Below are 26,965 nucleotides of genomic sequence, written 5' to 3' on the forward strand. Positions count from 1 at the left end.
GAAAGCCAGGACCCATTACCCCGAGTGCTTGTTGGCTTGATAGGTCTGACCACCGCCAGCGCGATGACGCAGGCCGGTGGTCATGGGTCCTGGATCGCGCTCGCTACGCTCACTTGTCCAGGACGACGTCGATATTGATTGCTTCGCAGTCTGCGTAGGGTGGGTTAGCCGACTACGTCCGCCGTAGCTCTACGAGCGAAGGCGGAAGGCGTAACCCACCATCCTTGCGGCGACAAAGTCGGTGGGTGACGCTTCGCTAACCCGCCCTACGGTCTACCCCTTCACGATCCGTCGGCAATGCTCCCACGCAGCGTGGATCAGGTTCTCGCTCGCTTCGGGCGTGCGGAACGCGGAGTGAGCTGACAGCGTCACGTTCGGGATCTTGGTCAGCGGATGATCCTTCGGCAGCGGCTCGATGTTGTAGACGTCGAGGCCGGCATGACGAATGTGGCCGGAGTTGAGCGCATCGATCATCGCCTGCTCGTCGACGATGGCGCCGCGCGCGGTGTTGATCAGCACCACGCCCTTCTTCATCTTCGCGATCTTCTCGCGCGTGATCATGCCGCGGGTCTCGTCGTTCAAGAGCAGATGCAGCGAGACCACGTCGCTGTTCGCCAGCACGGTGTCGAGCTCGGTGAATTCGACGCCCGGATGGCCCTTGGGCGACCGGTTCCAGGCGATCACCTTCATGCCGCTGCCGAGCGCGATGCGGGCGACCTCAGCGGCGATGCCGCCGAAGCCGACCAGGCCGAGCATCTTGCCGGTGAGCTGCATGCCGTCCTCGCGCAGCCAGTTGCCGGCGCGCATCTCGCGGTCCATCTGCGCGATCACTCGCGCCGACGACCACATCAGCGCGATCGCGGATTCCGCGACCGCGGTGTCGCCATAGCCCTTGATCAGGTGCACGGAGATGCCGAGCCCGGCGAGCTCTTCCGGATTCATGTAGCTGCGCGCGCCGGTGCCGAGGAACACGACGTGCTTCAGGCCGGCACACTTCTTTGCCACGTCGGTCGGCAGCGCGGTGTGATCGACGACCGCGATCTCGGCGCCATCCAGCACCGCCGGGTAGTCCTCCGGCTTGATGTCGGGATTGCGGTTGATCCGCATCTTGGGATCGCCGGGCTTTTCCAATCGCTCCGTGATGACAGCGAGCGATTCATTGGCGTCGACAAACACTGCGCGCACGAAAACCTCCATCAAAGGGAGACGTGGATGATCAGGATGCGACGCCGGCGAGCGCCAGCACCGTATGCATCAGGACATTGGCGCCGGCGGCGCAATCGGTCTGCGTGGCGTCTTCCAGCTCGTTGTGGCTGATGCCGTCCTTGCAGGGCACGAACACCATCGCCGCCGGCATCACCGTATTGAGGTTGCAGGCGTCGTGGCCGGCGCCGGACGTGATGCGGCGGTGCGAATAGCCGAGCTGCTGGGCCGCGTTCTCCACCGCGTCGACCAGCTTCGGGTCGAAATGGGTCGGCGCCTTGCGCCAGACGAGATCAAGCTGCACCTCGACCTTGCGCCTTGCTGCGATCTCGGTGACCGCAGCACGGAGATCACCATCCAGCGCGTCCATGATTCCTGCATCGGCGCTGCGGCAATCCACGGTGAAGGCGATCTCGCCGGGAATGACGTTGCGCGAGGGCGCTGCGATCACGGCCTCGCCGATGGTGCCGACCGCCTTCGGCCCATGCTTCCTGGCGATGCTTTCCATCGCCAGCACGATCTCGGACAGCGTCGCCAGCGCGTCGCGGCGCAGCGGCATCGGGGTCGAGCCGGCATGGCTCTCGAAGCCTGTGATCTTGCCGTCGTACCACAACACGCCCTGGCCGGAATCGACCACGCCGATGGTCTTGCCTTCGGCCTCCAGGATCGGGCCCTGCTCGATATGCAGCTCGACGAAGCTGGTGAACTTCTGGCGGCCGACCGGGGCATCGCCGCGGTAACCGATCGAATCCAGCGCCTGCGCCACCGTGACGCCCTCGGCATCCTTGCGCGACAGAATGTCGTCGGTGGTGAAATCCCCGACATAGGCGGCCGAGGCCATCATCGCCGGCGCGAAGCGCGAGCCTTCCTCGTTGGTCCAGTTGCAGATGCAGATCGGCAGCTCGGTCTCGATCCCTGCATCGTTGAGCGTGCGCACCAGTTCGAGCCCGGCCAGCGTGCCGAGGATGCCGTCATATTTGCCGCCGGTCGGCTGGGTGTCGAGATGCGAGCCGACGCCGATCGGCGGCTTCGACATATCCCGCCCCTTCCGCAACCCGAACATCGAACCGAGTGCATCGACCTGCACTTCGAGGCCGGCGCTTTCGCATGCCTTGCGGAACCAGTCGCGCACCTGCTTGTCTTCGACGCTGAGGGTCAGCCGCCGCACGCCGCCCTTTGGCGTTGCACCGAACTGCGCGGTTTCGTGGATGGTGCCCCAGAGGCGGGCGGAATCGATCTGCAGGTTGGTGGCGGCTCGGCTCATTGCGGCTCTTCCCTTTACGCGACCGTTTTTTCATGACGCGCCGCGTCCATCGCGTCAACCGCCACGCTCGCCTGCGCGATCTGCCTGGCGAGATGGGCGACACGCTCGATGGCGACCGCATCGGGGGAGGCGAGCCAGCTCGCGGTGAAGGTGAGGGGCGGCAGTTTGAGATCGGTATCGAGCAATTGCAAGCGGCCGTCGGCGAGCTCGTTCTCGACGATCGCCGACGGAATCACTGCAATGCCAAGACCTTCATTGGCCATGTGGATCACGGTCGCAAGCGACGTCGAAGCGTGCAGGCGGATCGGCGGCAGATCGGGGGCGTTGAACAGCGCGCGCACGGTCTCATAGGGCTGGGTCTTGCGCGGAAACGTGATGATCGGAAACCGCGCCAGGTCCCGCCGCGCCACCGGGCCGGGGCCGAGGCCGAGCGATGGGCTCGCCAGGAAACCGATCGGGTAATCGCACAGCACATGATTGTGCGCGCCGGACGCCGAGACCGGTCCGAGCACGAAGGCGAGCTCGATCTCCTGCGCCAGCAGCCGCGGGGTCAGGTTCGGCGTGATGTCGACCTCGATCTCCAGCGACAGGTTCGGGTAGATCTCGTTGACGCTCTTGACCAGCCGCGGCAGCCAGGTGTGCACGATGGTTTCCGCGACACCGAGCCGCAGCGCGCCGCGCATTGCCGAACGGTCGCCGACCTCCGCCATCATCTCCGAGCGCAGGCCGATCAGCTTCTCGGCGTAGGTCATCATCAGCCGTCCGCTCGGCGTCGGCGAGGCCACCCGGTGATCCCGGTTCAACAGTTTGACGCCCATCTCGCGCTCGAGCTGGGCAATGCGCTGGGAGATCGCCGGCTGGGTGGTGTTGAGCCGCTGGGCGGCGCCGCGGAAGCTGCCGAGCTTGACGACCCAAAGGAACGTTTCGATCGAGCGGAAGTCCGTCATTGGAAGCAAATCCTCGATCGATAAATCTTATTTATCGATTTTGATTAGAAAGGACGATTAGACATTATATCACGCTTGGTGTTGGTTTGTCCTTGTCGAGATTATGGGCAGGAGAATCCCATGACTGTTTTTGCGGCAGTGCAGCGATCTCAGGGGGAGCCGGTGCTGGCGAGTGTCGAGGCGCGGCGCGCCTGTCGCAACGGCATGGCCTCGGCCACCACGGCCGGTCTCGCCAACGGTTTCGTCCAGGGCAATCTGGCGATCCTGCCGGAGAAGCTCGCCGGCGCGTTCCACCGCTTCTGCCAGCTCAATCCCAAGCCGTGCCCGATCATCGGCATGTCGGATGTGGGCGATCCCCGGATCCCCGCGCTCGGCCTCGACCTCGACATCCGCACCGACGTGCCGCGCTACCGGGTCTGGCGCGACGGCGAGGTGGCGGACGAGCCGACCGACATCACCAAATACTGGCGCGACGATCTCGTCACCTTCGTGCTCGGCTGCTCCTATTCGTTCGAGGAGGCGCTGCTGGAGGACGGGCTGCCGATCCGTCACATCGAACGCAACCTGCGTGTGCCAATGTACCGGACCAACATCGCCTGCCAGCCGTCGGGGCCGTTCGCGGGGCCGATGGTGGTGTCGATGCGCCCGTTCAAGCCGGCGGATGCGATCCGCGCGGTACAGATCACTTCGCGCTTCCCGTCGGTGCATGGCGCCCCGGTTCATCTCGGTCACCCGCATGCGATCGGCATCAAGGACATTGCCAAGCCCGACTATGGCGACGCGGTGCCGGTGGCCGATGACGAGATCCCGGTGTTCTGGGCCTGTGGCGTGACGCCGCAATCGGTGATCGCAAGTGCGAAGCTGCCGTTCGCGATCACGCATTCGCCCGGCCTGATGCTGGTGACCGATCTCAGGAACAGGCAGCTCGCTGTGCTCTGAATAGGCAATTCGTGCAATTCATTGAGGCTTTACTGCGCGCTACAAGCGTCACATCGATAATAACAAGCTGACCAAGGGGACTTTCGATGACGATCTCTCGCCGTAACGTGTTGCTGGGTGCCACTGCCGCCGCTGCGCTCGGTCCGATGGCCGCGCGCGCGCAGACAAGCGAAGTTGCAATCGGCGTGATCTATCCGCTGTCCGGCTCCAGCGCCGCGATCGGCGTCGACGCGCAGCATGCCTTCAACACCGCCGCCGACATCATCAACAAGAACTATGATTTCGCGCTGCCGCTCGCCAAGGGCGAGGGCCTGTCCGGCCTCGGCGGAGCGAAGGTCAAGCTCGTGTTCGCCGACCACCAGGCCGACCCGCAGAAGGGCCGCGCCGAGACCGAGCGGCTGATCACCCAGGAGAAGGTCTGCGCCGTCGTCGGCACCTATCAGAGCGCGGTTGCGGTCACCGTCAGCCAGACCTGCGAGCGCTACGGCGTCCCGTTCATCTCGGCCGACAACTCTTCGCCGAGCCTGCATCGCCGCGGCCTGAAGTATTACTTCCGCGCCTCGCCACATGACGAGATGTTCTCGGCCGCGATGTTCGACTTCTTCGATGCGATGAAGAAAAAGGGTCAGAAGATCGAGACGCTGGCGCTGTTCCACGAGGACACGATCTTCGGCACCGATTCGGCGAACGCCCAGACCAAGCTCGCCGGCGAGCGCGGCTACAAGATCGTGGCCGACATCAAGTATCGCGCCAATTCGCCGTCGCTGACCGCCGAGGTGCAGCAGCTCAAGGCGGCGAATGCCGACGTCCTGATGCCGTCGAGCTACACCACCGACTCGATCCTGCTGGTCAAGACCATGGCGGAGCTCGGCTACAAGCCGAAGAACATCATGGCGCAGGATGCCGGCTTTTCGGAGAAGGCGACCTATGACGCGGTCGGCGACAAGCTCGAGGGCGTGATCTCGCGCGGCAGCTTCTCGCTCGACCTGGCGCAGAAGCGGCCGATGGTCGGTCTCATCAACGAGATGTACCGCGCCAAGTCCGGCAAGGACTTCAACGATTACACCTCGCGCCAGTTCATGGGCCTGATCGTGATGGCCGACGCCGTCAACCGCGCCAAATCGACCGACGGCGAGAAGATCCGTGAGGCGCTGGTCGCGACCGACATGCCGGGCGACGTGACCATCATGCCGTGGCGGCGCGTCAAGTTCGACGAGATGGGGCAGAACAACTTCGCCGATCCGGTGCTGCTGCAATATACCGCGAAGAACTTCGTGACGATCTTCCCGGAACAGGCCGCCGTCTCCGAGGCGATCTGGCCGATGAACAGCTGATCGGTCGGACGCGTTCTCGTCGTCCCGGGCAAGCGAAGCGCGACCCGGGACCCATTACCCCAGGCAGGCATTTTTGCGATGATTGGTTGTTGTCTCTCCTACCGATGCATTTGTGGCAATGGGTCCTGGCTTTCGCCAGGACGACGTTGGGGCCATACGTTGACCGGGGCGCAGCGGTGACAGCCGAGACCATTATCCAGAGTTTGGCGAGCGGCCTCCTGATGGGGCTGCTCTACGGACTGATCGCCGCCGGCCTCGCATTGATCTTCGGATTGATGGACGTCGTGAACTTCGCGCACGGCGAGTTCCTGATGATCGCGATGTACGCGACCTTCTTCCTGTTCGCGTTCTTCGCGATCGATCCCTTGCTGGCGGCGCCGCTGGTCGCCGCGGCCTTGTTCGTGTTCGGCGCGGTGGTCTATCTGTTGGTGGTCCGCTTCGCGATGCGCGCCAAGGCCAATGCCGGCATGGTGCAGATCTTCTCCACCTTCGGCCTTGCGATCGTGATGCGGGGCCTCGCCCAGTTCTTCTTCACGCCCGACTACCGCAGCGTGACCAACTCCTGGGTCGGCGGCAAGACGATCTCGATCGCCGGCATCTATCTGCCGGAGCCGCAGCTGATCGGCGCGATGCTGTCGATCGCGGCCTTTGTCGCGCTCTACTTCTTCATCAATCGCACCGATTTCGGCCGCGCGCTCGAGGCGACGCGCGAGGATGCCGGCGCGGTCGCGCTGGTCGGCATCGACAAGAACCGGGTGTTCGCGCTCGGCTGGGGCCTCGGTGCGGCGCTGGTCGGACTTGCCGGCGCCATCATGGCGATCTTCTTCTATATCTATCCCGACGTCGGCGCGTCGTTTGCGCTGATCGCCTACGTCACCGTGGCGCTCGGCGGCTTCGGCAGCGTGTTCGGCGCCTTTGCCGGCGGCATCATCGTCGGCCTGGTCGAGGCGACCACCGCGCTGATCCTGCCGCCGTCGCTGAAATCGGTCGGCATCTATGCCGTGTATCTCCTGGTCGTCTTCATCCGCCCGCGTGGCCTGTTCGGATCGATGTGATGGACACCCAGTTCGCCCAACGCCGCAGGCGTGACCTGATCGTGGCGGCCTGCCTTGCGGCGATCGCAGCGCTGGTGCCGCTGTTCGTCAAGGACGTCTACGTCCAGAACATCATGGTCCTGACCCTGATGTATGCCGCGCTCTCGCAGAGCTGGAACATCCTGTCCGGCTATTGCGGACAGATCTCGCTCGGCCATGCGCTGTATTTCGGACTCGGCGCTTACACCACCGCGCTCTTGTTCACCAAGTTCGGCGTGCTGCCATGGTTCGGCATGCTGGCGGGCGGAGCGATCTCCGCGGTGATCGCGATGGCGCTCGGCTATCCCTGCTTCCGCCTGCGCGGGCATTATTTCGTGATCGCGACCATCGTGATCGCCGAGATCGCGCTGCTCTTGATCCAGAACTGGGATTGGGCGGGTGCCGCGCTCGGCATCGACATCCCGATGCGCGGCGACAGCTGGCTGAAATTCCAGTTCGCCCGCTCCAAGCTGCCGTACTTCTATTTCGCGCTGACGCTGGCTTGCATTGCCTGGCTCGTCACCTGGTGGCTGGAAGATTCCAAATGGGGCTATTGGTGGCGCGCGGTGAAGGATAATCCGGATGCTGCCGAGAGCCTCGGTGTCGTCGTGTTCAATTCCAAGATGGGTGCCGCGGCGGTCTCGGCTTTCCTGGTCGCGGTCGGCGGCAGCTTCTACGCCCAGTTCGTCTCCTATATCGATCCCGAGAGCGTGATGGGCTTCCAGTTCTCGCTGTTGATGGCGCTGCCCGCGGTGCTCGGAGGAATCGGCACATTGTGGGGGCCGGTGCTCGGCGCGGTCATCCTGATTCCGCTCACCGAGCTGACGCGCGCTTACGTCGGCGGCTCCGGCCGCGGCGTCGACCTCATCGTCTACGGCGCGCTGATCGTCGCGATCTCGCTGGCGCTGCCGAAGGGGCTGGTCAGCGTGTTCAGCATGCTCTCCGGGCGCAAGGAGGCCGCGCGATGACGGCACTCCTGGAGACTCGCGGCGTCTGGCAGCGCTTCGGCGGCCTCGTCGCCAACAGCGACGTCTCGATCTCGGTCGGGCGTGGCGAGATCGTCGGCCTGATCGGCCCGAACGGCGCCGGCAAATCCACGCTGTTCAATCTGATCGCGGGCGTGCTGCCGCCGACCCAGGGCTCGATCATGTTCGACGGCGAAGACGTGACCAAGCTGCCGGCGGCGGAACGCTGCCAGCGCGGCGTCGGCCGCACCTTCCAGGTGGTCAAGAGCTTCGAGACCATGACCGTGATCGACAACGTCATCGTCGGCGCGCTGATCCGCAACACCAAGATGCGGATCGCGCGCCAGAAGGCCTATGAGGTGCTGGAGTTCTGCGGCCTTGCGGCGCGCGCCGACAAGCTTGCCGCCGATCTCGTCCCGTCGGAGAAGCGCAGGCTCGAAGTCGCCCGCGCGCTGGCCACCGAACCGAAGCTGCTGCTGCTCGACGAGGTGCTGACCGGATTGACGCCGGTCGAGGCACAGACCGGGGTCGAACTGGTGCGCAAGGTGCGCGCCACCGGAGTCACCGTGCTGATGGTCGAGCATGTGATGGAAATCGTGATGCCGCTGGTCGACCGGGCCATCGTACTCAATCTCGGCAAGGTGCTGGTCGAGGGCAAGCCGACCGAGGTCGTCCGCAATCCGGAAGTCATTTCTGCCTATCTCGGGGATCGTCATGCTGTCGGTGCGTGAAGTCACCACCGCCTATCAGGGCCTGGTTGCGATCTCCTCGGTGTCGATCGACGTCACCAAGGGCGAGATCGTCTGCGTCGCCGGCGCCAACGGCGCGGGAAAGTCGACGCTGCTCAAATCGATCGCCGGCGCCGAGCGGCCGCGCGCCGGCACCGTCACCTTCGATGGCAAGCGCATCGACGGCCAGCCGCAGCACGTCATCACCGCCGGCGGCATCGCCTTCGTGCCGGAGAACCGCCGGCTGTTTCCGCGGCTCTCGGTGCGCGACAATCTGCGGCTCGGCAGCTACCTCTATCGCAGTCAATCCGACCGCGATGCGCCGCTCGATCTGGTGTTCAATCTGTTCCCGCGGCTCGGCGAGCGGCTGGAGCAGCGCGCAGAGACCTTGTCCGGCGGCGAGCAGCAGATGCTCGCGATCGGCCGCGCGCTGATGACGCGGCCGCGCCTTTTGATGCTCGACGAGCCGTCGCAGGGCATCATGCCGAAGCTGGTCGACGAGATCTTCCAGGCCGTGAAGCGCATCCGCGACGCCGGCATGACGGTCCTGATCGTCGAGCAGCGCATGGCCGAGTGCCTGGAGATCGCCGACCGCGCCTACATCCTGCAAACCGGCCGCGTGCTGATGCAGGGCACCGCCGCCGAGATCACCGGCAATCCCGATGTCCGCAAGGCGTATCTGGGGCTGTAGTCATATCTGCGCTCGCAATAGCCCGGCGTCCTCTGGTGGTCAAACACCAACCAGCAGGCCTCCGAAAGTAGTCCAGTACATAAGGGGAGCCGCTTGATCGGCCCTCCTAAGCAACCAGCTTGGACCACGTTTCATAGATATTCCTAAGACCGTCACCGGCCCTCTGATGACTGACTACCCCATATGCGAAAGTTACAACCATGCGAACCGGGTTGAACGGGCCAGGCTTGAACGCCACAAGAACAGGCTGGCCGTAGTCTATAAACTTCTTGTTCGCGAGCGGCTGCTCCCACTTCAACGATGGATGATTTTTTAGAAAGACCTGACTCAAATACATTCCGATATCCATGGCGAGAGACAGGGTGCGGTCGGTCAGCTCCTCGCCGGGAACGTCGATCGGGAACTTCGCGTCGATGCTTCTCATTTCAATCTTTGAACGCGGACGCACCGCAATCTGGGTCGCGAACCACTGCCCTAGTAAGTTGAGAGAATTAGGCATCCCATCCGGTTGCCAATCTTCATAGCTAGGCGCGCTCCGGACAGCGTTCGCTAGCATGTTCAAACGCTCGGGAAGCACGCCGCCAAACCATTCGAGGTAGCGATTGAGCTCCCCTTCTGCCATCTCTTGAAATGACTGTGTAAAGGGAGGTCTCACGAGTTCGTAGGTCATTGAGCCTACTTACCCTCCTCGACCTTCTCGATCTTCGCGGCTAGATCCGGGACGCGGCTGACGCGATAGGTTGCGTTGCTGCAAGTCAGCGTCCAGGCCTCATTGTCGGGCTTCGAGAGCTTGTCGTCCCGTTCGGCCTTGAGCGGCTTGTCGCAGGCATAGCCTTGCGCGCGCAGCTGCACCGCCAACAGGTCGGGCAAGGTCTGCTCGGCCTGTGCCGTCGATCCCACCATGCCGCCGACCAGCAGCGCAGTGAATGCCAATCCCGTGAATCTCATCATGACCGTTCTCCGCATATCTCACCTTTGCTTGATCTAGTGAGGGTGATCCGGCAGCACGAGCCCGAACGTCCTGGTCAAATCCGCCACCTGTTCCGGCGACAGATACCGCGGGTTCAGCCCGCGCAGCAGCAGATAGAGTTTGGCGGTTTCCTCCAGCTCCTCGGTCGCGAACACCGCCGCTTCCAGCGTGTCGCCGGAGACGACGGGGCCGTGATTGGCGAGCAGCACCGATGAATATTTTCCCGCCAGCCCCCGGATCGCGTCGGCAACGGCGGGATCGCCGGGGCGATAATACGGCACCAGGGCGGTCTGGCCGCATTTCATGACGTAATAGGCCGTCATCGGCGGCAGCGCCGCGCGCGGGTCGATCTCGGGCAGCATCGAGAGTGCGACCGAATGGGTCGAGTGCAGATGCACCACGGCGCCGGCGCTGCTGCGCGTCTGGTAGAGCGCAGTGTGCAGCGGCACCTCCTTGGTCGGGGCATCGCCGGAGACCAGCCGGCCGTTGCCGTCGAGCCGCGACATTTTCGCCGGATCGAGGAACCCGAGCGAGGCGTTGGTCGGCGTCACCAGCCAGCCGCCGTCGTCGAGCCGGACGCTGATATTGCCCGAGGAGCCCGGCGTCAGCCCGCGCTCGAACAGCGAGCGGCCGAAGCGGCAGATGTCCTCACGAAGCTTTGTTTCGCTCATCCGGTTTCGTTCGTCTGGTTCTTGGCGCTATCCGTTTCCGCTTTGTCTCATGCTTTGGCAGCACGGCCAAGCCGTGATAGGCAAGCAGCAACGAGCATGATCCGGACCCGGCAGGCCGCGCCAGCGAGAAGCGGGCCGCGCCAGTGAAGACAAAGCCGGTTTTCCGAAAATGCTCAAACAACTAAAAATGTTCGGGGATCGCCGCATGTCCAGTTCCGCAACACCACGCGTCGCCGTCATCGGGCTGGGCTCGATGGGATACGGCATGGCGACCTCGCTCAGGCGCGCCGGCTTGACGGTGACCGGCTACGACGTGTCGGCCGATGCCGTCGCGCGCTTCGTGGCGGACGGCGGCAAGGGCGCGAAAACCCCGGCCGAAGCGGCCAGGGATGCCGACATCGTCGTCAGCGTCGTCGTCAATGCGGCGCAGACCGAAGCCATCCTGTTCGGCAAGGACGGCGCCGCCGAGACCTTGGCCAAGGATGCGGTCTTCGTCTCCTCGGCGACCATGGATCCCGATATCGCGCGGCGGCTGGCCAAGCAGCTCGAGGCGACCGGGCGGCATTACCTCGATGCGCCGATCTCTGGCGGCGCGCAGCGCGCCGCACAAGGTGAATTGACGATTCTCGCCTCCGGCAGCGCGCCGGCGTTCGCCAAGGCGCGGCCGGCGCTGGATGCGATGGCGGCAAAGCTCTACGAGCTCGGCGATGCCGCAGGGCAGGGCGCCGCGTTCAAGATGATCAACCAGCTGCTGGCCGGTGTGCATATCGCGGCCGCCTCGGAGGCGATCGCCTTTGCCGCCAAGCAGGGCCTCGACATCCGGAAGGTCTATGAGGTGATCACGGCCTCCGCAGGCAATTCGTGGATGTTCGAGAACCGCATGCCGCATGTGCTCGACGGCGACTATGCGCCGCGCAGCGCGGTGGAGATCTTCGTCAAGGATCTCGGCATCATCCAGGACATGGCGCGCACTGCGCGCTTCCCGGTGCCGGTCTCGGCAGCGGCACTGCAGATGTTCCTGATGACATCGGCGGCCGGCATGGGCCGCGACGACGATGCGTCGGTGGCGCGGATGTATGCGCAGGTCACCGGCACCAAGCTTCCCGGCGCGAAATAACAGGATCCTGCAATGCCCCACTTTGCCGCCAACCTCACCATGATGTTCAACGAGGTCCCGTTCCTCGACCGCTTCGAGGCGGCGGCGAAAGCGGGCTTCACCGCGGTCGAGTTCCTGTTTCCGTACGATCATCCGGCTGACGAGGTCGGCAAGCGGCTGAAAGGTGCGGGACTTACGCAGGCGCTGTTCAACCTGCCGCCGGGCGACTGGAACGCCGGCGAGAAGGGATTTGCGGCGCTGCCGGATCGCTTCGCCGATCTGCTAGCGAGTCTGAAGACCGCGCTGCCTTACGCGCAGGCGACCGGCGTCAAGCGCGTGCATCTGATGGCCGGGATCGCCGACCGCAGTGATCGACGCGCAGTGGAAGCCTTCTACAAATCCATCGCGACCGCCGCGGAGTTCTTCGCGCCGCACGACCTCGACGTCGTGATCGAGCCGATCAATCCGCGCAATGTGCCCGGCTACTTCCTCAATGACTTCAACTTCGCGTACGACCTGATCAGCGAGCTGAAGATCCCGAACCTGAAATTGCAGTTCGACATCTATCACTGCCAGATCATCCATGGCGACGTCACGATGCGGCTGCGTGAGATGATGCCTGTGATCGGCCACATCCAGATCGCCTCGATCCCCTCGCGCAACGAGCCCGACGGCGAGGAGCTGAACTATCCGTTCCTGTTCGGTGAACTCGACCGGCTCGGCTACGCCGGCTTCGTCGGCTGCGAATACAATCCGCGCGGCAAGACCACCGATGGTCTCGCCTGGTTCAAGCCCTATGCCGGAGTGAAGCCGTGACACTCGCACTCGGTTGCATAGCCGACGACTATACCGGCGCCTCCGACCTTGCCAACACGCTGACCCGCGCCGGCTTGCGCACGGTGCAGACCATCGGCGTGCCCGCCGACGATCTCGCGCTGCCGGAGGTCGACGCCGTCGTGGTGTCGCTGAAGAGCCGCTCGATCGAGGCCGGCCTTGCCGTGACGCGCTCGCGTGCCGCGGAGGCCTGGCTCCGCGACCGCGGCGCCGGGCATATCCTGTTCAAGATCTGCTCGACCTTCGATTCCACCGACGCCGGCAATATCGGTCCGGTGATGGACGCGCTGCGCGCCGACTCCAAAGACAATATCGTGCTGGTGACGCCGGCCTTCCCGGAAACCGGCCGCACCGTCTACCAGGCCAATCTGTTCGTCGGCTCGGTGCCGCTGAATGAGAGCCCGCTGAAGGACCATCCGCTCAACCCGATGCATGATTCCAATCTGGTCCGCGTGCTGGCGCGCCAGAGCAAGACAAAGGTCGGCCTGGTCGATCTGGCGACGCTGAGCCGCGGCACCGAGGCGGTTCGGGCGAAGCTCGCCGAGCTCGCGCGCGCGGGCATCGGCGCTGCTGTTGTCGACGCGGTATTCGACCGCGACCTCGAGACCATCGGGCAAGTCGCGCTGGATCACGGTCTCTCGGTCGGCGCCTCCGGCATCGGGCTTGGATTGGCGCGGACGCTGGTCGCCACAGGCAAGGCCAGATCGGCTGCCGTGAATGCCGTGACCGGCGCTGCGATCGGCGGGCCGGCCGCCTGTCTCGCCGGCAGTTGCTCACAGGCGACGCTGCGCCAGATCGCCAGCGCCGAGAAGGTGATGCCGGTCCTGCACCTCGACCCCGAGCGGGTGATCGCCGGCAGGGACGAGGCCGAGCGCGCGCTCGCCTGGGCCAAGGAGCGGCTCGGCACGGGTCCAGTCCTGATCGCCAGCAGTTCGACTCCGGAGGAGGTGGCTGCTCTGCAATCCCGTCATGGCCGTGATGCAGCCGGACATGCGATCGAGCAGGCGATGGCCGACCTCGCGGAGGAGCTGGTGCGGTCGGGTGTGCACAGGCTGGTGGTCGCCGGTGGTGAAACGTCAGGCGCCGTGGTCGATCGCCTTTGTATCCCGGGATTCCTGGTCGGGGCGGAAATCGCTGCGGGCGTGCCGGTTCTGCGCGCGGTCGGTGCTGGACAAGGCGAGATGGTGCTTGCCCTGAAATCAGGCAATTTCGGCGGCCCGGAGTTCTTCTCGGATGCGCTGGCATTGATGCCTTGATGCGCCTGTCGCGCATCATGTCGGGCTGATGACTGATATCTCCGTAGTTCAACGGTGAACCAAATTAACCCTACTTAAGGAGGGGGGCTGGCTTTGATATCTGCGGCGCACCGCCGCGCCATCAGCCTTCTTTCCGCACGAACGGGTCTAGCGAGCCCGGCACCCAAGAGACCCCACGATGTTCGCCAAATTCTCGATCCGCGCCAAGATCATTGCCGCGGTTGCGTTCCTGCTTGTCGCGTTGACGGGCATGGGCCTGCTTGCAGTCTGGAATATGCGGGCGATCAACGCCAGCACCGTCGACATCACGGCCAACTGGTTGCCGAGCGTGCGCGTGCTCGGCGAGCTGCGCGCCGGGGTCATCACCTACCGCAACGTGATCCGCGAACACATGCTCTCGGAAACGCTGGAAGAGAAGCTGGCCGCCGAAAAGACCCTCGCCAGCGTCGTCGAGATGAACACAAAGGCCCGCGCCAAGTACGAGCCGATGATCACTTCACCCGAAGAGCGGGCGCTCTACCGGCAGTGGTCCGACACCTGGGACAAGTACCGCAAGGGCACTGAAGAAGTGATGGCTATCTCGCGCAAGGAGGCCGGCAAGCTTCCGCATGAGGCGCATGAGCTCAATACCAAGGTGGTGAACAAGATCGGTCTCGAAGCGGACGAGATCCTGAACAAGGACATCGAGCTCAACAACACCGGTGCGGACAAGGCCGCGCAGGATTCTGCCAACAATTACAGCTCGGCACTGATGATGGTCGCCATCTTGCTCGGCATTGCCATCCTGATCAGTGTCGGCGTCAGCTTCTACACGGTTCGCGACATCTCGTCGGGCATTGCCTCGATCGTCGCGCCGATGCAGGCGCTGGGCCGCGGCGATCTGACCGCGGACGTGCCGCACCAGGGCGAGAAGACCGAGATCGGCGCCATGGCCGACACGTTGCAGGTGTTCAAGGAAGCCCTGGTCGCCAAGAAGGCGGCCGATGAGGCCGCCGCCGCCGACGCCGAAGCCAAGATCGAGCGCGGCCGCCGGGTCGATACCATTACCCGCAATTTCGAGCAGATGATCGGTGAGATCGTGCAGACCGTGTCGTCGGCCTCGACCCAGCTCGAAGCCTCGGCCTCGACGCTGTCGTCGACCGCAAGACGCTCGCAGGAACTGACCACGTCGGTTGCGGCCGCGTCCGAGGAGGCTTCGACCAACGTGCAGTCGGTGGCGTCGGCGACCGAAGAGCTGTCGTCGTCGGTGACCGAGATCAGCCGCCAGGTCCAGGAGTCGGCGCGGATGGCCGGCGACGCCGTCGGCCAGGCGCGCACCACCAATGATCGCGTCAGCGAGCTGTCGAAGGCCGCGGCACGGATCGGCGACGTCGTCGAACTGATCAACACGATTGCCGGCCAGACCAATCTGCTGGCGCTGAACGCCACCATCGAGGCGGCGCGCGCCGGTGAAGCCGGCCGCGGCTTCGCTGTCGTCGCGTCCGAGGTGAAGGCGCTGGCCGAGCAGACCGCGAAGGCGACCGGCGAGATCGGCCAGCAGATCGCCGGTATCCAGACCGCGACCCAGGAGTCGGTCGGCGCCATCAAGGAGATCTCGTCGACCATCGAGCGGCTGTCGGAGATTTCCTCCACCATTGCCGCCGCGGTCGAGGAGCAAGGCGCGGCGACGCAGGAGATTTCCCGCAACGTGCAGCAGGCGGCGCAGGGCACCCAGCAGGTCTCGGCCAACATCACCGACGTGCAGCAGGGCGCCAACGAAACCGGCTCGGCCTCGAGCCAGGTGCTGTCGGCGGCGCAGTCGCTCTCGGGTGACAGCAACCGCCTCAAGCTCGAGGTCGGCAGATTCCTCGACGCCGTCCGCGCGGCCTGACGCCGGCCGGAGCTCTGACCATCGAACAATGCCCGGTCGAAAGGCCGGGCATTTTTCTTTGACCGGATGCGGTGCTCGGTCGTTGCACTGGAGGCGCCATTAACGAACCGTAGTTCAACGCGCGGTAACTTGCCGCACGGCCACCCGCAAGAATCGCAAGATCCATTCCAAACGAGGCACCGGATGATGTTCCTGGCGAGATTCCGCATTCTCACGAAGATACTGGCGATTGTGGGCGGTCTCTCGATCATCGCCGGGATGCTCGCCTATCTCGGGATCTCGTCGTTGAAATCGCTCAGCGAACGCGGCGTCATCACCGCGCGCGCCGCGGAACGCGCGTTGCTGTCCGCTGAGGCCAATCAGAACGTGCTCGCGATCAATCGCGCCGAATTCCGCAGCGCGCTCGATCCGCGCGACGAGAACAGGCTTGCGGCACGATCGCTGATCGACGCGCAGTTCAAGTCGCTCGAGGAGCGCCTCGCCACGATCAGCAAGACGCAGGATCCGCAGACCATCGCGCTGCTGCCCGGCGTGCGAACGGCGCTGTCGGCCTATCAGGCCCAGCTTAAGCAGACGCTCGACGCGGTCGAGAGCGCGAAGGCCGTCGACCTGACCCAGTCCGCCGAGAAGCTGCGCGATGTCGCGATGAAGAGCCGCGCAGCGGCGGAAGAGCTTCAAGCCAGGGTTCGGGCCGTCGCTGAGCGACAGGACGAGCGGGTCAGGGACAACGTCAAGGCCAGCGAGCAGGAGTACGTATCGACCTCGGAGCTGTTGATCCTGCTTGCCGCTTCGGGGGTCCTGCTCGGGTTGCTGTTCGGCTTCGTCGTCGGACAATACGGCGTCGCGAAGCCGATCCGTGCCGTCGTCGCGATGCTGCAGCAGCTGGCCGATGGCCAATATGATATCGCGGTGCACGGCATCGATCGCCGCGACGAGGTCGGCGACGTCGCCAAGACCGCGCTCGTGTTCAAGGACAACGGCCTTGCCAAGGTCCGGATGGAGCGCGAGCAGAAGGAAATCGAGGCGCGCGCCGCCGCACAACGCCGCACCGACATGCTCCAGCTGGCCGATGGGTTTGAGCGCGCGGTCGGTGAGATCGTCGAAACCGTCGCATCCGCCTCGACCGAGCTCGAAGCGTCGGCGACCACGCTGACCTCGACCGCCGAGCGTTCGCAAAACCTTGCCACCACCGTCGCCGCTGCGTCGGAGGAAGCCACCACCAACGTCCAGTCGGTGGCGTCGGCTACCGAAGAACTGTCATCCTCGGTCAACGAGATCAGCCGGCAGGTGCAGGAATCGGCGCGGATGGCGGGCGATGCCGTCGGCCAGGCCCGTGCGACCAATGACAGGGTCGGGGAGCTGTCGAAGGCTGCCGCCCGGATCGGCGACGTGGTCGAGTTGATCAACACCATCGCCGGTCAGACCAATCTGCTGGCGCTGAACGCGACCATCGAGGCGGCGCGCGCCGGCGATGCCGGACGCGGCTTCGCGGTCGTGGCATCGGAAGTGAAGGCGCTGGCTGAGCAGACCGCAAAGGCGACCGGGGAGATCGGCCAGCAGGTTTCCGGCATCCAGGCTGCGACCGAGGACTCCGTGGCTGCCATCCGCGCGATCGGCTCCACCATCGAGCGGCTGTCGGAAATCTCGTCCGCCATTGCCGCTGCGATCGAGGAGCAGGGCGCGGCGACCCAGGAAATATCCCGAAACGTGCAACAGGCGGCGCAGGGCACCCAGCAGGTCTCGGCCGACATTACCGATGTGCAGCACGGCGCCAACGAGACCGGCTCGGCGTCGACCCAGGTGCTGTCGGCGGCACAGTCGCTTTCGGGTGACAGCAGCCGCCTCAAGCTCGAAGTCGGCAAGTTCCTCAACGCGGTTCGCGCCGCCTGATCCGGCGCCGCCGGGCGGCCCTAGAGACATCGTTGTCGGGGCAACCGATCCCGTCGTGGTGAGCCGGCAGGCTCACCACGCTCTACATTTTCGCAGAGCAGCGATGCGTTAGCCTCCTGACGGCCGAAACGGCGTGCTCGGCCGGCGCATATTCGCAGCAGAGCCGTCTCTTTTTTGACGCTGAGACGAGCGCGCTCGGCAGACTGCGTCCGGCGTACCCGATCGGAGCGCACGGCTTCACCGTACTATGCCAAGGAAGTGAAGGTCGCCGCGGCTCTGCAGGTTGGCGTTTTGCCCGTCATCGGGTAAATCCGCCGCTGCGGAACGGCTTTTGCAATGTCGATTCCTCTGCCCGGGGCGGGCTTCATTTCGGGAATGCTGCTTTTATGATCGCACTGGTCCGTATCGCGCTGAGCAGGCCATATACTTTCGTCGTGCTCGCGATCCTGCTCTTGATCATCGGACCCCTGGCAGCGCTGCGCACGCCGACCGACATCTTTCCGGACATCCGCATCCCGGTGATTGGCGTGGTCTGGCAGTACACCGGTCTGCCGCCCGACCAGATGGCCGGCCGCATTACATCGCCGTTCCAGCGAGCGCTGACCACCACGGTCAACGACATCGAGCACATCACCGCCAACTCGTATAACGGGTTCGGCATCATCAAGATCTTCTTCCAGCCCAATGTCGACATCCGCACCGCCAACGCGCAGGTCACCGCGATTTCGCAGACCTTGCTCAAGCAGATGCCGCCGGGCGCGACGCCGCCGCTGATCCTGAACTACAGCGCCTCGACGGTTCCGATCATCCAGGTCGCGCTCTCCGGCGACGGCCTGACCGAGCAGAACCTCGCCGACATCGGCATCAACCAGCTGCGCACGCCGCTGGTCACGGTGCCCGGCGCCGCGATCCCGTATCCGTTCGGCGGCAAGCAGCGCCAGGTCCAGATCGATCTCAATTCGACCGCGCTGCAGGCGCGCGGCCTGTCCGGCCAGGATGTCGCCAACACGCTCGCCGCGCAGAACCTGATCACGCCGGTCGGCACGCAGAAGATCGGCAATTTCGAATACACCGTGAACCTGAACAACTCGCCGCTCCGGATGGAGGAACTCGGCGATCTGCCGATCAAGCAGGTCAACGGCGCGATGGTCTATGTACGTGATGTCGCCACCGTCCGCGACGGCAACCCGCCGCAGACCAACATCGTCCATGTCGACGGCAACCGCTCGGTGCTGATGATGGTGCTGAAGGCCGGCGCCACCTCGACGCTCGATATCATCTCCGGCATCAAGCAGAAGGTGATCGACGTCAAGGACCAGATGCCGGACGCGCTGAAGATCGGCTTCATCGGCGACCAGTCGGTGTTCGTCCGCGGCGCGATCACCGGCGTCGCCTTCGAGGGCGTGATTGCCGCGCTGCTGACCAGCGTTATGATCCTGCTGTTCCTCGGCAGCTGGCGCTCGACCGTCATCATCGCGGTGTCGATCCCGCTGTCGGTGCTCGGGGCCATCATCATGTTGTCCCTGATCGGCGAGACGCTGAACATCATGACGCTCGGCGGCCTGGCGCTCGCGGTCGGCATCCTGGTCGACGACGCCACGGTGACGATCGAGAACATCAACTACCACCTGGAGCAAGGCAAGCCGGTCGAGCAGTCGATCCTCGACGGCGCCAACCAGATCGTGACGCCGGCGTTCGTCTCGCTGCTCTGTATCTGCATCGTGTTCGTGCCGATGTTCTTCCTGACCGGCGTCGCGCGCTTCCTGTTCGTGCCGATGGCCGAAGCTGTGATGTTCGCGATGATCTGGTCGTTCATCCTGTCGCGCACCTTGGTGCCGACGATGGCGAACTATCTGTTGCAGGCGCACGTCCATCACGAGAGCGCGCCGCCGAAGTCGCGCAATCCCCTGGTCTGGTTCCAGCGCGGCTTCGAGGCGCGGTTCGAGCGCATCCGCGGCGGCTATCACGGCTTGCTCGAAATGGCGCTCGGTCACCGCAAGGTGTTCGTCGGCGGCTTCCTCGCGGTGGTTGCCGCGTCGTTCCTGCTGGTGCCGTTCCTGGGGCGCAACTTCTTCCCGTCGGTCGATGCCGGCAACATCCTGATGCACGTCCGCACCCAGGTCGGCACCCGCGTCGAGGAGACCGCCAACCAGCTCGCCGACATCCAGAAGGCAATCCGCAAGCTGGTGCCCGGCGAGATCGAGACCATGACCGACAACATCGGCATGCCGATCTCCGGCATCAACATGACCTACAACAACACCGGCGTGATCGGTCCGCAGGACGGCGACATCCAGATCCGCTTGAAGGAAGGCCACAAGCCGACCGAGCAGCATGTCCGCACGCTGCGTGAGCAATTGCCGCGGCTGTTCCCGGGCACCAGCTTCGCGTTCCTGCCTGCCGACATCGTCAGCCAGATTCTGAACTTCGGCGCGCCGGCGCCGATCGACCTGCAGATCCGCGGCGCCAACCTCGACGCCAACTTTGCCTACGCCAACAAGCTGCTGGCCAAGATCAAGCGCATCCCCGGCATCGCCGACGCGCGGATCCAGCAATCGCCGAACAATCCGACCTTCAACATCGACGTCGATCGCACCCGCGCGCAATATGTCGGCCTGACCGAGCGCGACGTCACCAACTCGCTGGTCGTCAACCTCGCCGGCTCCTCGCAGGTCGCGCCGACCTACTATCTCAATCCCGACAACGGCGTGTCCTACTCGATCGTGATGCAAACGCCGCAATACCAGATCGACTCGCTGAGCGCGCTGCAGACGCTGCCGATCACGGCGACCGGCAATACCCAGGCGCCGATCCTCGGCGGCATCGCCGACATCAAGCGCGCGACCTCGAGCGCGGTGGTGTCGCAATACGACATCCAGTCGCTGGTGCAGATCTATGCCACGACGCAGGGCCGCGATCTCGGCGGCGTCGCAACCGACGTGCGCCAGCTCATTGCCGACACCGCCAAGGAGGTGCCGAAGGGGTCTTCGGTGGTGCTGCTCGGCCAGGTGCAGACCATGAACTCGGCCTTCACCGGCCTCTTGTTCGGCCTGCTTGGCGCGGTCGTCCTGATCTACTTCCTGATCGTGGTGAACTTCCAGTCCTGGTCGGATCCGTTCGTGATCATCACGGCGCTGCCCGCGGCGCTCGCCGGCATCGTCTGGATGCTGTTCACCACCCAGACCACGCTGTCGGTTCCGGCGCTCACCGGCGCCATCATGTGCATGGGCGTTGCGACCGCCAACAGCGTGCTCGTTATCAGCTTCGCCCGCGAGCGTTATGAGGAGCTCGGCGATCCCGTCGCGGCGGCGCTGGAAGCCGGCTTCGTCCGGTTCCGCCCGGTGCTGATGACCGCGCTCGCCATGATCATCGGCATGGCGCCAATGGCGCTGGGGCTTGGTGAGGGCGGCGAGCAGAACGCCCCGCTGGGCCGCGCCGTGATCGGCGGCCTGATCTTTGCAACCTTCGCGACGCTGATGTTTGTTCCCGTGGTATTCAGTATGGTACACAAGAAGCAAGGCGCCAAAGCCGCCGCCTCATCGGAGATTCCGCATGCAGCCCACTGAACAGCGCCCACCGGTGTCCCGCCGGAGATTGGGCATATTCGGCGTGGTTGCACTGGTCGGCGCGGGGCTGATCGTCGGCACCGGCATCCGCGCCCGTGAGGAGCAGGACAACCGGCTGAAGGAATGGACCGATGACCAGGCCGTTCCGACCGTCGCGGTGGCGCTGCCGAACGCCAAGGCGCTGAGCCCCACGATCGATCTGCCGGGCCGGCTCGAGGCCTATTCCCGCGCACCGATCTTCGCCCGGGTGTCGGGCTATCTCAAGAATTGGGACGCCGACATCGGGGCCCGCGTCAAGGCCGGCCAAGTGATCGCCGAGATCGAGGCGCCCGACCTCGACCAGCAATTGCTGCAGGCGCGCGCCGATCTTGCCAGCGCCCAGGCCTCGGCCAAGCTCTCTGAGGCGACGCTGACCCGGCGCAAGACGCTGGTTGCCTCGAACTTCGTCTCCGCCCAGGAAATCGACGAGCGCACCGCCGACCTCTCCAACAAGAACGGTGCGGTCAAGGCCGGCCAGGCCAATGTCGAGCGGCTGGAAGCGCTCGCCGGCTACAAGAAGATCACGGCGCCGTTCGACGGCGTGGTCACCTCGCGCGACACCGACGTCGGCGCGCTGATCAACGCTGGTGGTAATTCGGGTCCCGCGATGTTCACGGTCTCGGACATCACCAAGCTGCGCGTCTACGTCAACGTGCCGCAGAATTACGTTCCGGCGATCAAGATCGGCGCCAAGGCCTCCCTGGTATTACCGGATTACCCGAACCGCAGCTTCCAGGCGACGGTGGAAGCCTCCTCGCAGGCCGTCGATGTCGCCTCCGGCACCACGCGGATGCAGCTCGGGCTCGACAATTCCTCCGGCGAGCTGATGCCGGGTAGCTATGCCAGCGTGAAGCTCAATTTGCAGCGCGAGGCCGCACCGCTCAGCATTCCCGCCAGCGCGTTGATCTTCAACAGCAACGGCCTGCGGGTCGCAACCGTCAGCCCTGATGACAAGGTGCTGTTCAAGACCGTGAAGATCGGCCGCGACCTCGGCAAGGAGATCGAGATCGCCTCGGGCCTCGCACCCGACGACCGCATCATCACCGCCCCGCCTGATGGACTCGCCGACGGCGACCATGTCCGCGTCACCGGCGGCGGCGCCAAGGGCAAGCCGACGACGGCGTCGGAAAAGCAAGATGCGAAGGGGTAGCTCCCCCTTCGTCATGCCCGGGCTTGTCCCGGGCATTTCTGTTTTCAGCTGATGCGTGGGGCGGGCGGCCCTTACCTCTCCCCGCAAGAGCGGGGTGAGGGAGTCCTATACCGCGTCCGGGGCCAGAGGTCTTATCCCACTCGCCATTCCCTCACGCCGTCACTCGCAGTGACGATGTCACCCGTGCTGCCGATCGGCGTGCGGTCGAGGTTCTGCAGATAGGTCAATGTCGCCGTGTCGCTCGCCGGGATGCGGCCGAGCGTGCGGCGGCCGTCTTCGGTGCGCAGCATGGTGACGCCGTGCTCGACCTCGCCATTGGCGCGATAGATCACGGTGAAGGCCTCGACCTTGCCTTTCCCTGTCGCTTCGGCGGTGAAATCGGGCACGTTGCGCCTGTTGCGATCGGCCTCCGCCTGCACGCTGGTCTCCTGCTTGAGTGCCGCCGCCGGCGCCGCGCGTGACAGCACGAGGCCATGATGCTTGGTGACGAAGCCGCCCTGGCCGTAGAGCAGGCCGAGCGTGCCGCCGTTGCGCAGCTTGCGCACCATCGCGCAGGCCGAATGCGTCATGTAGGTGTTGAGCGGCGCGCCGAAAAACGTCAGGCCACCGGTCACGGTCGGCTGCACGTCGCTGCCTAGGCCGAGCGTGCGGCGCGCCATCTTCGGCACGCAGGGGAAGCAGCTATAGAGCTCGATCGCGTCGAACTTCCTGCCGTCGCCGCCGACGAGGTCCATCACCGCCTTCAGCACCGCATTCTGCGCGTGGCTCTCGACGAACTGGTCACGGATCAGATAGTCGCGCGGCTCTTCCGCGGAGGCGCCGCCGAGCGGATAGATCAGTTTGTCCTCGGGCACGCCCGCGGCGCGCGCTTTCGCCAGGCTGGTCAGGATTAGTGCTCCGCCCATGTTCACCGTCGGGTTCGCCACCATCAGCTTGGTGTAGGGCCAGGCGATCATCCGGTTGTCCGGCGTCGCGGTCGTGATCTCCTCGCCGCTGAAGCGCTTCTTCAGCCACGCGTTCGGATTGTCGGCGGCAACCCGCGCATAGGTCGACCAAAGGTCGCCGGACTCCTTCAGCGCCTCGCGCGGCGTCTGGCCCCAATGCGCCGAGGTGGCGGACTCATAGAGCGGGTAGACCGTGATCGGGCGGAACACGCCGAGCGCAACCGCAAGCGGCTTCTGGAATGCGGCGCCGCGCTTCGGCTCCTCCACGTCATGGGCGAACGGCGTCCACGGCAACTCGACGCCGGCGCGCTGCGCCTTGGTCGCGGTCGATTGCGCCTCTGCGCCGCAGACCGCGGCAACACTGCATTCGCCGCGCGCGATGCGCTGCGCCGCCTCGTGCAGATAGCGGATCGGGCTCTCGCCGCCGACCGGGCCGTAATAGAGATGCGCGGGCGCGATGCCGAGCCGCTGCGCGAGCTGCTTCTCCGGATCGCGGTAGCGCCAGCTCAGGAAGTTGACGACGTCGAGCGACTGCACGTCGGAAAGCAATTTTGCGCCGCTGTCGGCCTCGGCGCGCTTCAGCGCCTCTTCCAGCAAGGTGAGCGGCTCGAGGCCGGCGGCGATGTCCTTCGGACGATCGACGACCTCGCCGACGCCGACGATGACGGGAATGCGGTCTTCGGGGATGCTGTTCGACATTCTTGTTGCTTCACTCTGCGGTATTGGACTCGATTGTTATGGGCGTCATTGCGAGCAAAGCGAAGCAATCCACATCTCTACACGGCATAGGTGGATTGCTGCGTCGCTTTGCTCCTCGCAATGACGGGGAGGGGCCACGTATTCGATCACTCCGCCACCAGCGCGTTCATGTGCTCGACGGCCTCGACGAAATCTTCCTTGAATTCCTGCACCACGGCGCCTGCCGACTTCACGCTGTCGACCAGGCCGACACCTTGGCCGACGAAATAGCTGACCAGGTCGCGCGCCTTCTCGTTGCCGGCCTCAGCGGCGCGGTCGATTGCGTTGAAGGCATCGCGGCTGATGATGCTTTGCAGCGGCATCGGCAGCGCGCCGGGGCTGTCCGGCGAGCGGTCCCAGGCGTCGGTCCACACCGAGCGGAGCTGCCGCGCCGGCTTGCCGGTGCGGCCCTTCGAGCGGATCGCGTCGCGCGAGGACGCCGCGATCATCTTCTCGCGGAAGATCTCGGACGTCTCCGACTCCACCGTGGCAAGCCAAATCGAACCGGTCCAGGCGCCGGCCGCGCCCATCGCCATGCAGGCCGCCATCTGGCTGCCGGTCATGATGCCGCCGGCGGCGAGCACCGGCACGTCGCGGATTTTCCTGACCGCCTTGATCACCTCGGGCACCAGCACCATGGTCGAGACCTCGCCGCAATGGCCGCCGGCCTCGGTGCCCTGCGCAACGAGGATGTCGACGCCGGCCGCAACCTGGCGCAACGCGTGTTCCTTGGAGCCGACCAGCGCCGCCACCGGCACGCCGTGCTTGCGGCCCATCTCGATCATCGCTCTCGGTGGTACGCCGAGCGCGTTGGCGATCAGCCGGATCGGATGGCGGAACGAGACTTCGAGCAATTGCAGCGCGGTCTCGGCATCGAACGGCTGCGGCTGGTTGTCGGCGACGCTCTGCGTCGTGAGCTCGATGTTGTATTTCTTCAGGAGATTGCGGGTGAAATCGCGATGCTCTTGGGAAACGCGTTTTTCAAGGCTCTTCCAGGTGACGTTCTTTTCACCCGCGGTCGAGATGTTCTCGGGGATCAGCACGTCGATGCCGTAGGGCTTGCCGTCGACGTGATCGTCGATCCATTTCAGCTCCTGCTCCAGCGTCTCCGGCAGATACCGGGTCGCGCCGAATACGCCGAAGCCGCCGGCGCGGCTGACCGCCGCCACCACGTCGCGGCAATGGCTGAAAGCGAGCAGGGGGAATTCAATTCCCAGCATGTCGCAGATCGGTGATTTCATGGACTGGTTTTCTCCCGGCGGCTGCTTCTTGTGCTTGTTGGCGTCAGCCCCTGCAACGCTAGCGCATCACGGTCGGCGAAGCCAAGCGGGTTTCGGCTGTGGCGATCTTGCGTGCAGGCGCTGCCTGGCTGCATCGCTCGCAGCGCATTCCGCTGGATAGAAAATGCGATCGGGCGGGGTGGGCAAAGCGCAGCGTGCGCACCATCTAGTGCGGACATGGGATGGGCCCGGCGGCCGCCGCGCCACCTTGGAAACGTGAACCGGGAGCCAACGACGTGACTGACACCTCAGCCTACGAGCCGCCGAAAGTCTGGACCTGGAACAAGGAGAGCGGCGGGCGCTTCGCCAGCATCAATCGGCCGATTGCCGGTCCGACCCATGACAAGGAGCTGCCGGTCGGCCGTCATCCGCTGCAACTCTACTCGCTGGCGACGCCGAACGGCGTCAAGGTCACCGTGATGCTGGAAGAGCTGCTGGCGGCGGGCCACAAGGGCGCGGAGTACGATGCCTGGCTGATCAAGATCGACGGCAACCAGTTCGGCAGCGGCTTCGTCGCGGTCAATCCGAATTCCAAGATTCCGGCGCTGATGGACCGCAGCGGGAAGGAGCCGATCCGGGTGTTCGAGTCGGGTTCGATCCTGGTGTACCTCGCGGAAAAGTTCGGCGCGTTCCTGCCGACCGACGTCAAGACCCGCGCCGAAACCTTCTCCTGGCTGTTCTGGCAAATGGGCTCAGCGCCCTATCTCGGCGGCGGCTTCGGACATTTCTATGCCTATGCGCCGACCAAAATCGAATATGCCATCGATCGCTTCGCGATGGAGGTGAAGCGCCAGCTCGACGTGCTCGACCGCCGGCTCGCCGACAACGAATATCTCGCGGGCGACGTCTACACCATCGCCGACATGGCGGTGTGGCCGTGGTACGGCAGCCTCGCCAAGGGCCTGCTCTACGGCGGCGGCGAATTCCTCTCGGTGCAGGACTACAAGAACGTGCAGCGCTGGACCGATGCGATCGCGGCACGGCCCGCGGTGAAGCGCGGCCGAATGGTCAACCGCACCTGGGGCGAGCCGTCGAGCCAGCTCCACGAGCGCCATGACGCCGGCGATTTCGAGACCAGGACGCAGGACAAGATCGGCGAGCAGGCGGCGTCGTAGCTTTGTCTTTGTAGGGCGGATTAGCGAAGCGTAATCCGCCATCGTTTGTTGGGCGGCGGGTTACGCCTTCGGCTAACCCGTCCTACGGGCCATGCTTATCCCAGCAAATCGTCATACTCCGGATGCTTCTTCATGAAGCCCTGGATGAATTCGCACTTCACCACGAGTCTGATGCCCTGGGCGCGCACCGCATCCAGCGTGGCACGCGCGATCTTTGAGCCGATGCCGCGGCCGCCGAGCTCCGGCGGCACTTCGGTATGAACCAGCGTGATCGTATCCGGGGTCTTGCGATAGACCACGAAGGCGACGGTGCCATCGACCGAGAGTTCGAACCGGCTCTGTGCCGGGTTGTCGCGGAATGCTTCGCTCATGCTCGTCCCTCGCTATTTCCTTTGCACGCGC

Annotated in this window: 23 protein-coding genes; 14 read left to right on the forward strand and 9 right to left on the reverse strand. The window is 64.8% G+C overall.

The genetic code is table 11. The features are described 5' to 3' along the window. Window positions 1–273 precede the first annotated feature (273 nt). The 3 genes from CO675_RS02960 to CO675_RS02970 are packed head-to-tail and all read right to left on the reverse strand — an operon-like array spanning window position 274 to window position 3,414. Window positions 274–1,185: an NAD(P)-dependent oxidoreductase gene (locus CO675_RS02960; RefSeq protein WP_097670894.1), complete on the reverse strand. Its 912-nt coding sequence runs from the start codon at window positions 1,183–1,185 to the stop codon at window positions 274–276. 31 nt (window positions 1,186–1,216) lie between these two features. Continuing rightward, on the reverse strand, window positions 1,217–2,467 hold the full coding sequence (locus tag CO675_RS02965) for a Zn-dependent hydrolase (RefSeq protein WP_097670500.1): 1,251 nt from the start codon (window positions 2,465–2,467) through the stop codon (window positions 1,217–1,219). A 14-nt stretch (window positions 2,468–2,481) separates the two neighbouring features. Next, window positions 2,482–3,414, reverse strand: a complete 933-nt coding sequence (locus CO675_RS02970; protein WP_097670501.1) for a LysR family transcriptional regulator — start codon at window positions 3,412–3,414, stop codon at window positions 2,482–2,484. 120 nt (window positions 3,415–3,534) lie between these two features. Here CO675_RS02970 and CO675_RS02975 point away from each other — a divergent pair, with 120 nt between their 5' ends. The 6 genes from CO675_RS02975 (at window position 3,535) to CO675_RS03000 (ending at window position 9,144) form a co-directional block, all read left to right on the forward strand. Further along, on the forward strand, window positions 3,535–4,353 hold the full coding sequence (locus tag CO675_RS02975; protein ID WP_097670502.1) for a putative hydro-lyase: 819 nt from the start codon (window positions 3,535–3,537) through the stop codon (window positions 4,351–4,353). Window positions 4,354–4,439: 86 nt separating this feature from the next. Continuing rightward, window positions 4,440–5,687 carry an ABC transporter substrate-binding protein gene (locus tag CO675_RS02980; RefSeq protein WP_097670503.1) on the forward strand — a complete coding sequence of 416 codons (1,248 nt, stop codon included), beginning with the start codon at window positions 4,440–4,442 and terminating at the stop codon, window positions 5,685–5,687. A 176-nt stretch (window positions 5,688–5,863) separates the two neighbouring features. Then, the gene (locus CO675_RS02985; RefSeq protein ID WP_097670504.1) at window positions 5,864–6,742 is read left to right on the forward strand and encodes a branched-chain amino acid ABC transporter permease; all 879 of its coding nucleotides are present in this window, start codon (window positions 5,864–5,866) and stop codon (window positions 6,740–6,742) included. After that, complete coding sequence (locus CO675_RS02990; protein WP_097670505.1) at window positions 6,742–7,728, forward strand: branched-chain amino acid ABC transporter permease; 987 nt, start codon at window positions 6,742–6,744, stop codon at window positions 7,726–7,728. Before CO675_RS02985 ends, CO675_RS02990 begins: the two co-directional genes overlap by 1 nt. Next, window positions 7,725–8,456 (forward strand): ABC transporter ATP-binding protein, encoded by a 732-nt coding sequence (locus CO675_RS02995; RefSeq protein ID WP_097670506.1) that lies wholly within the window; start codon window positions 7,725–7,727, stop codon window positions 8,454–8,456. The genes CO675_RS02990 and CO675_RS02995 overlap by 4 nt, the downstream gene beginning before the upstream one ends. Beyond that, entirely contained in the window at window positions 8,440–9,144 is a 705-nt protein-coding gene (locus CO675_RS03000; RefSeq protein ID WP_092125049.1) for an ABC transporter ATP-binding protein, read from the forward strand. The genes CO675_RS02995 and CO675_RS03000 overlap by 17 nt, the downstream gene beginning before the upstream one ends. A gap of 106 nt (window positions 9,145–9,250) precedes the next feature. Here CO675_RS03000 and CO675_RS03005 read toward each other — a convergent pair whose 3' ends face one another. Genes CO675_RS03005 through otnC form a run of 3 tightly spaced genes read right to left on the reverse strand, consistent with a single transcriptional unit; the run spans window position 9,251 to window position 10,785 of the window. Then, a complete protein-coding gene (locus CO675_RS03005) occupies window positions 9,251–9,814 on the reverse strand; it encodes a hypothetical protein (RefSeq protein WP_097670507.1) in 564 nt (187 codons plus the stop codon). A 5-nt stretch (window positions 9,815–9,819) separates the two neighbouring features. Then, a complete protein-coding gene (locus CO675_RS03010) occupies window positions 9,820–10,095 on the reverse strand; it encodes a hypothetical protein (protein ID WP_097670508.1) in 276 nt (91 codons plus the stop codon). Window positions 10,096–10,128: 33 nt separating this feature from the next. Then, on the reverse strand, window positions 10,129–10,785 hold the full coding sequence (otnC, locus tag CO675_RS03015; protein WP_097670509.1) for a 3-oxo-tetronate 4-phosphate decarboxylase: 657 nt from the start codon (window positions 10,783–10,785) through the stop codon (window positions 10,129–10,131). 205 nt (window positions 10,786–10,990) lie between these two features. On the opposite strand from otnC, the gene ltnD reads away from it, so the two are divergent. The 7 genes from ltnD to CO675_RS03050 all read left to right on the forward strand — a co-directional run bounded on the left by ltnD (window position 10,991) and on the right by CO675_RS03050 (window position 22,486). After that, window positions 10,991–11,902 carry an L-threonate dehydrogenase gene (gene ltnD / locus CO675_RS03020; protein ID WP_097670510.1) on the forward strand — a complete coding sequence of 304 codons (912 nt, stop codon included), beginning with the start codon at window positions 10,991–10,993 and terminating at the stop codon, window positions 11,900–11,902. 12 nt (window positions 11,903–11,914) lie between these two features. Further along, on the forward strand, window positions 11,915–12,697 hold the full coding sequence (gene otnI, locus CO675_RS03025; RefSeq protein WP_097670511.1) for a 2-oxo-tetronate isomerase: 783 nt from the start codon (window positions 11,915–11,917) through the stop codon (window positions 12,695–12,697). After that, window positions 12,694–13,971: a 3-oxo-tetronate kinase gene (gene otnK, locus CO675_RS03030; RefSeq protein ID WP_097670512.1), complete on the forward strand. Its 1,278-nt coding sequence runs from the start codon at window positions 12,694–12,696 to the stop codon at window positions 13,969–13,971. The genes otnI and otnK overlap by 4 nt, the downstream gene beginning before the upstream one ends. A 178-nt stretch (window positions 13,972–14,149) precedes the next feature. Continuing rightward, window positions 14,150–15,841: a methyl-accepting chemotaxis protein gene (locus CO675_RS03035; protein ID WP_097670513.1), complete on the forward strand. Its 1,692-nt coding sequence runs from the start codon at window positions 14,150–14,152 to the stop codon at window positions 15,839–15,841. Between the two features lie 183 nt (window positions 15,842–16,024). After that, window positions 16,025–17,731, forward strand: a complete 1,707-nt coding sequence (locus tag CO675_RS03040; protein ID WP_097670514.1) for a methyl-accepting chemotaxis protein — start codon at window positions 16,025–16,027, stop codon at window positions 17,729–17,731. Window positions 17,732–18,117: 386 nt separating this feature from the next. Next, the gene (locus CO675_RS03045) at window positions 18,118–21,297 is read left to right on the forward strand and encodes an efflux RND transporter permease subunit (protein ID WP_097670515.1); all 3,180 of its coding nucleotides are present in this window, start codon (window positions 18,118–18,120) and stop codon (window positions 21,295–21,297) included. Then, window positions 21,284–22,486: an efflux RND transporter periplasmic adaptor subunit gene (locus CO675_RS03050; RefSeq protein WP_097670516.1), complete on the forward strand. Its 1,203-nt coding sequence runs from the start codon at window positions 21,284–21,286 to the stop codon at window positions 22,484–22,486. Before CO675_RS03045 ends, CO675_RS03050 begins: the two co-directional genes overlap by 14 nt. Window positions 22,487–22,617: 131 nt before the next feature. Here CO675_RS03050 and CO675_RS03055 read toward each other — a convergent pair whose 3' ends face one another. Further along, on the reverse strand, window positions 22,618–24,129 hold the full coding sequence (locus CO675_RS03055; RefSeq protein ID WP_097670517.1) for an acetyl-CoA acetyltransferase: 1,512 nt from the start codon (window positions 24,127–24,129) through the stop codon (window positions 22,618–22,620). Between the two features lie 146 nt (window positions 24,130–24,275). Continuing rightward, window positions 24,276–25,409 (reverse strand): nitronate monooxygenase, encoded by a 1,134-nt coding sequence (locus tag CO675_RS03060; RefSeq protein ID WP_097670518.1) that lies wholly within the window; start codon window positions 25,407–25,409, stop codon window positions 24,276–24,278. A gap of 275 nt (window positions 25,410–25,684) precedes the next feature. Here CO675_RS03060 and yghU point away from each other — a divergent pair, with 275 nt between their 5' ends. After that, entirely contained in the window at window positions 25,685–26,563 is an 879-nt protein-coding gene (gene yghU / locus CO675_RS03065) for a glutathione-dependent disulfide-bond oxidoreductase (protein ID WP_097670895.1), read from the forward strand. 95 nt (window positions 26,564–26,658) lie between these two features. Here yghU and CO675_RS03070 read toward each other — a convergent pair whose 3' ends face one another. Beyond that, window positions 26,659–26,934, reverse strand: coding sequence for a GNAT family N-acetyltransferase (locus CO675_RS03070; protein WP_097670519.1), 276 nt, complete (start codon window positions 26,932–26,934; stop codon window positions 26,659–26,661). Window positions 26,935–26,965 lie beyond the last annotated feature (31 nt).

The sequence above is a fragment of the Bradyrhizobium sp. C9 genome, assembly GCF_002532045.1.
GTDB lineage: Bacteria > Pseudomonadota > Alphaproteobacteria > Rhizobiales > Xanthobacteraceae > Bradyrhizobium.